Annotated in this window: 6 protein-coding genes; 5 read left to right on the top strand and 1 reads right to left on the bottom strand. The window is 37.5% G+C overall.

Translation table 11 applies throughout. From position 1 onward, the window contains the following. Positions 1-202 precede the first annotated feature (202 nt). The gene (locus BUB19_RS23750) at positions 203-592 is read right to left on the bottom strand and encodes a winged helix-turn-helix transcriptional regulator (protein ID WP_026750972.1); all 390 of its coding nucleotides are present in this window, start codon (positions 590-592) and stop codon (positions 203-205) included. 129 nt (positions 593-721) lie between these two features. On the opposite strand from BUB19_RS23750, the gene BUB19_RS23745 reads away from it, so the two are divergent. The 5 genes from BUB19_RS23745 (at position 722) to BUB19_RS23725 (ending at position 5,458) form a co-directional block, all read left to right on the top strand. Beyond that, on the top strand, positions 722-1,603 hold the full coding sequence (locus BUB19_RS23745) for an SDR family oxidoreductase (RefSeq protein ID WP_073098406.1): 882 nt from the start codon (positions 722-724) through the stop codon (positions 1,601-1,603). A 4-nt stretch (positions 1,604-1,607) separates the two neighbouring features. Continuing rightward, on the top strand, positions 1,608-2,015 hold the full coding sequence (locus BUB19_RS23740; protein ID WP_099542992.1) for a DoxX family protein: 408 nt from the start codon (positions 1,608-1,610) through the stop codon (positions 2,013-2,015). A gap of 6 nt (positions 2,016-2,021) precedes the next feature. Beyond that, positions 2,022-2,915: a dioxygenase family protein gene (locus BUB19_RS23735; RefSeq protein ID WP_084097626.1), complete on the top strand. Its 894-nt coding sequence runs from the start codon at positions 2,022-2,024 to the stop codon at positions 2,913-2,915. 96 nt (positions 2,916-3,011) lie between these two features. Then, a complete protein-coding gene (locus tag BUB19_RS23730) occupies positions 3,012-3,599 on the top strand; it encodes a glutathione peroxidase (RefSeq protein WP_073098402.1) in 588 nt (195 codons plus the stop codon). 290 nt (positions 3,600-3,889) lie between these two features. Further along, positions 3,890-5,458, top strand: coding sequence for a DUF262 domain-containing protein (locus BUB19_RS23725; RefSeq protein WP_073098400.1), 1,569 nt, complete (start codon positions 3,890-3,892; stop codon positions 5,456-5,458). Positions 5,459-5,776 lie beyond the last annotated feature (318 nt).

Raw genomic sequence — 5,776 nt, 5'->3', positions numbered from 1 at the left:
ACGGCTGCCAGCAAGGTTTTCGCTCCGTAGCCAGCTTTGGTTTCGGTGGACAGGAAAGTGCTTCGAAACCGCCACAAGCCATATGCAAACCGTTAGCGGCAATGGTAGGACGAAACCGCAATACCCAACCGACCGACCTCTGACAGACAAATACACGACCTGCCGACACAGTAAAAAAATTTAAAAAAAGTCCACCACTTTGTTAAACTCTGACAGTTTCAGCAACCTTCTCCTTTTTTCCGATTACCATTTTGCGGTGTTGCAAGCCCCATCCTATCATAGCATCCAAAACCGTATTGAGCGAATTTCCCGATTTCGTCAATTCATACTCTATAGTAACAGGAGTGGTATTATAAACAGTGCGGGTTACTATGCTATTAACTTCCAGGTCTTTCAGCTCTTTGGAAAGCATACGGGGCGTGATTTTAGGAATTTCCCTTTCCAATTCCTTGAAGCGTTTTTTACCATAGAGCAAAGAACCTATAATGGGCAGTTTCCATTTGCCATTTAAAACGTTCATCGTGTCGTTTACGGCTAAAACAAACTCTCCCGAACATTTCTTTACCTTAACTAATTCTGATATTCTGCTCATTTTATTTTTTATTTACTTATGCTATACCAAAGTATAGCGATATATTATGGTATAGTAGTTACTAAAGTATAGCAAAAGTAGTATCTTTGTCCGGTTAAAAAAATGTTTCACTAAAAAAATAAAAAAATTATGAGCAAAGTATTCATCACAGGAGCAACAGGACAATTAGGAAAATCAACTATTAACTTTTTGCTTCAAAAAGGAATTGCAGCAAAACAAATTTCAGCATTGGCAAGAGATGAAGCGAAGGCAGCAGAATTAAAATCTAAAGGTATAGATGTCAAAATAGGCAACTATGATGATTTTGATTCCTTACGCACTGCAATGCAAGGCGTAGAAACTATGCTTCTGATTTCTTCCAGCGAAATGACCAAAAGCAGAGCGGTGCAGCACATCAATGCAATCAAAGCTGCTAAAGAAAATGGTGTGAAGCATATCATCTACACAGGTTTTATGAGAACCCATGAAGACCCAACATCTCCGCTGTGGTTTATAGCCGAAGATCATGTGAAAACAGAAAAATACCTTAAAGAATCCGAAATTACCTATACCATTTTTGCAAACGGTTTTTATATGGATATGTTGATGGATTATGTGGGGGAACAGATATTGGAAACCAAAACCATTTTTGTTCCGGCAGGTGAGGGAAAAATAAATTTTGTATTGCGAAACGAAATTGCAGAAGCGCTTGCTAATGTTTTAACTACAGGCGGACACGAAAATAAAACTTACAACATCGGTATCGAACAACCTGTATCGTTTGGGGAAATTGCGAAGCACATTTCTGAAGTTACCGGAGTTGCGATCAACTATGTTTCTCCCGAACCAGAAGTTTATCAGCAAACCTTAATGCAACATGGGGTTCCGGAGGATTACGCACGTATGTTTACAGCATTTGCAGTTGCTTTTGCAGCCGATACTATGAATATTTCTACCACTGATTTAACACAATTGCTTAGTCGTAAACCAACCACTGTCCAAGAATATCTTTTATCTAAATTCAAAAAGTAAATAAATGGAAAAGAAGAACAATAAAACCCTGAATATTGCCTTGTGGGTGGCACAGGTATTACTGGCAGCCATGTTTTTAATGGCAGGAATCATGAAAGCAACACAACCCATTGAAGAGCTTAGTCAATCAATGACTTGGGTAAATGACTTTTCTGCAGGCATGGTCAGGTTCATTGGTATTTCTGAATTGCTTGGCGGTATCGGGCTTTTACTGCCTGCCTTGTTGCGCATTAAACCAATTTTTACGCCATTGGCAGCTTTGGGTCTTTTTATTATTATGGTATTGGCTTTTATATATCATATATCCAATGCCGAATATCAAGCATTAGGTATTAATTTGATTTTAGGAGCAATCGCAGTTTTCATAGCATGGGGTAGATATAAAAAAGCGCCTATTCAACCCAAAGCATAAATCACTATGGAACGCAAAGAATTTCTTCAATCAATTTTAGCTTTAACCGCAATGGGAACATTAAGCAGTTTTAAAAATTTTACTGACGCACTTCCTTCACAAGGTAAAAAAATGCCTGTGCTGTTTACCTCTCATGGAAACCCAATGGATATTCCAGTTTCAAGAAGTGAACGAGCATTTTGGCAAAAGCTTTATGATTTAGGAATTACCCTGCAAAAGAGTCATGAAGTAAAAGCTGCGTTGGTTGTATCAGCCCATTGGTGCACAAAAGGCACGTTCGTAAACATATCGCCCGAACAAAAACAGATTTACGATTATTATGGTTTTCCCGAAGAATACTACAAGGTATATTACAAAGCCAAAGGCTCGCCTGATATTGCCCGCGAAGTAAAGAAAATCGTTCCTTCCGTTTCGGAAACAACCGATTGGGGATTAGACCACGGTGCATGGCCAATGCTGATGCACTTATTTCCCGATGCCAATATTCCTGTTTTCCAGCTGAGCATTGACTATTACGCCAAACCCGAATACCATTATGAGTTGGGCAAACAATTAAAATCTTTGCGTAACAAAGGGGTGCTAATAATAGGCAGCGGTGCGCTTATCCATAACTTGCAGTTGGCAGGACAAAAAATGCGAAAAAATGATATGACCCTTTACGGTTGGGAAGCGGAATATGATGCTTGGCTCAAACAACAAATTAATGCACGAAACTTTGCCAATCTCATTAATTACCAAAACAGTCATAAGTTGGGTAAGTTAGCCGCCCCCACCCCCGACCACTACGTGCCTTTGCTATACAGCTTAGGGCTTACGGACAGCAGTGATGAAATCAAATATTTCTACGAAGCTGAGCCAACAATTCCTGCATTTAGCGAACGAAGTTTCATAATAGGATAGTGACGGGTCAAGCACATACGCAATAGATAATTTTATGAACTTAAAAATTAGATAGAGAATATACTCATAAGGTTCAACAATAAAAACAAACAGATTATGGCAACGTTCAAACAAAAAGCATTGCGTTTTCTTTATCCGTTTACTCGCATAGCGGCTAAAATTGGCAAAAACGGCACGGTTTTAAACAATGAAAGTAAAACGGCACCAACAGTTCCTTTCTACGAACAAAAGGCAACATTGAACAATGGAAAACCAATTGACTTTTCTGCCTATTCGGGAAAGAAAGTTTTGATTGTAAATACTGCTTCAAATTGTGGTTACACAGGACAATATGCCGAATTACAAAAACTACACGAAAAATTAGGCGACAAATTGGCTATAATTGCTTTTCCTGCCAACGACTTTATGGAACAGGAAAAAAGCAATGATAACGAAATTTCACAATTTTGCAAGGTGAATTATGGTGTATCATTTCCAATAGCAAAAAAAGGAGTGGTAATAAAAAACGAGGAACAACAACCACTTTATAAATGGCTTACGGACAGCAAAGCAAATGGTTGGAATAACCATCAACCAGATTGGAATTTTAGTAAATATGTGATTGACGAGAAAGGAAATCTCACAAACTATTTCGGACCTTCAATTTCGCCATTGGACGATGAATTTTTGGAAGCAGTTGAATAGCAATAGGGAACCACAGCCGCTAACAGCACCTACCCAAAAGTGGCGGTTCAGTGGTTAAATCAAGCTTTGTGCTTATATCAAAGTTTGTGCTTGGTTGACAGTGAAGTGCTTCGAAATCGCCACCTTCGGGTAGCTGCAAAACGTTGGGCTCAATTCCATATAGCCTAAGCCATTGACTTTGCGAGCTAACGGTAGAGCCCAGAAATTAATAGGATTAATGAAAATAAAGTATACTCAAAAAAAACCACTTATAATACGTTAAACGAGTTGGTCAGAATTAAAATGAAAATATGGCAGACACACTTACAATTCAAAAAGTAATTGATCGGATTACCTCCGGTGACATTCGTATTCCTGCTTTCCAAAGAGATTTTGTTTGGGATGCAGATCAAGTTGCCTTCTTATTGGATAGCATATACAAAGGATTTCCAATAGGAACCGTAATTCTTTGGAAGACGGATAAAAAGCTGACTACAGAGAAGAATTTAGGTTATTTTGAGTTGCCAGAACCACGAAAAGATTATCCAGTCAATTATGTGCTAGACGGTCAGCAAAGATTAACCAGTCTTTTTAGTGTTTTTCAAACCACATTGACCCCAAATTCGGAAGAATGGACAGATATATATTTTGATCTAAATGCGGATATTTCAATTCAAGAGTCAGCTTTTATTGGCCTAGATGAGGAAGAAGTAGATTTATCTAGACATTTTCCAGTAAAAACATTTTTTGATTCTGTAGGCTACCGTAAAGCAACGGCTACATTAGATGACCAGAAATTAACAAAAATTGATGAGGTTTCAAGAAAGTTTCTTTCGTATATAATTCCAGACATTGTATTTGAAACAGATGATATGAATGAAGTTGCAATTGTTTTTGAAAGAATCAACAGAGCTGGTACGGAATTAAATGTTTTCGAATTACTTTCTGCTTGGAGTTGGTCAGATAGTTTTGATCTGGTTGAAAAATTTGACGAATTACAAGATGAAATTTCTGAACATGGTTATGAAGAATTGTCGAGTGATCGGGATTTACAACTACGAATCACAGCAGGTATAATTAAAGGTTCTACAGCCCCTAGCACCATTCTTTCTATGACTGGAGACGAGATTAGAGGTAACTTTGAGGTTGTCAAAAACGGAATTATCGGAGCAATTGATTATTTAAAGAGAGAACTGTTAATAAAACATTACAAACAGGTTGCATTTCCTGGATTACTTGTTCCCCTTTCCGCTTTTTTTGCTACAACCAAAAGAGATGGGGCAAACTACTCATCCAAGCAAAACCAGATTATAAAAAAATGGTTTTGGCGATCCCTTTTCAGCCGAAGGTTCTCGGCTGGTGTTAATGAAAAACAAGCAACTGATATAAATTTTTTTAAAAAATTACGAGCTGATGAAAATTATGATTTCAAATTCCCTACGGAGGAGATAAAAATTGACTTCATGAAAGCCAGTTTCTCAGCAGGTAACGCTAATTCAAGAACTTTAATAGCAATGCTAAACCAAAAATCGCCTAAATCATTTTTAAGTGGTGCCAATATTGATATAGACAAAGTTCTCAAAAAAGGGAGTAAGCATGAGTATCATCATATCTTCCCAAAAAAGCATCTGGAAAGACTTGAAAAAACACGAAGAGATATTAATTGCCTTGCTAATATCTGTTTTTTAACTCGTGCGGATAATAACACAATTAAAGATAAATCTCCCTCTCAATATAGTATAAAAATGAATGATTCGACCAAAGATGAATATCTTGACAGAGCACTTGTCCCAAGGAATTTTGATAAAGTGTCTTATGAAGAATTTCTAGCAGAAAGGAATAAAATGTTGGTAGATTTTGCAGAAAATCTAATGAAATAACTGAGCCCAACAGCACCCAATGCTATTAAGTTAAGAAAAAAATGGCCTCTTGAGACAAAATAAGCCGATTTTCCTTATGAAAACCGGCCTACTTTAGGTAAATTATGTTGTCTTAAACATATAGCTATGAAGGTACAAAATACCAACCAAAACACGACGGAGATATCTTGCGAATGTCCGAAAAAAAATCTTTGATAAAATACAATATACTGAAAATCAGGACAGTTACTGTTCTGATCCTGCCCATTTTTCCAGGTCTTCCCCACTCGACTTCCAAACTGTAGTACTTTCGGTGCTCCAACTGTTCAAAGAATCCGC

The organism is Cyclobacterium lianum (genome assembly GCF_900143075.1).
GTDB classification, from domain to species: domain Bacteria; phylum Bacteroidota; class Bacteroidia; order Cytophagales; family Cyclobacteriaceae; genus Cyclobacterium; species Cyclobacterium lianum.
Note: the sequence above shows the minus strand (reverse complement) of the source record. Positions and strands in the feature narration are given on the sequence as shown.

Coding starts and splice junctions, on each gene's coding strand:
- BUB19_RS23745 (WP_073098406.1), top strand. CDS start 722: ATGAGCAAAGTATTCATCACAGGAGCAACAGGACAATTAGGAAAATCA.
- BUB19_RS23735 (WP_084097626.1), top strand. CDS start 2,022: ATGGAACGCAAAGAATTTCTTCAATCAATTTTAGCTTTAACCGCAATG.
- BUB19_RS23725 (WP_073098400.1), top strand. CDS start 3,890: ATGGCAGACACACTTACAATTCAAAAAGTAATTGATCGGATTACCTCC.
- BUB19_RS23740 (WP_099542992.1), top strand. CDS start 1,608: ATGGAAAAGAAGAACAATAAAACCCTGAATATTGCCTTGTGGGTGGCA.
- BUB19_RS23750 (WP_026750972.1), bottom strand. CDS start 592: ATGAGCAGAATATCAGAATTAGTTAAGGTAAAGAAATGTTCGGGAGAG.
- BUB19_RS23730 (WP_073098402.1), top strand. CDS start 3,012: ATGGCAACGTTCAAACAAAAAGCATTGCGTTTTCTTTATCCGTTTACT.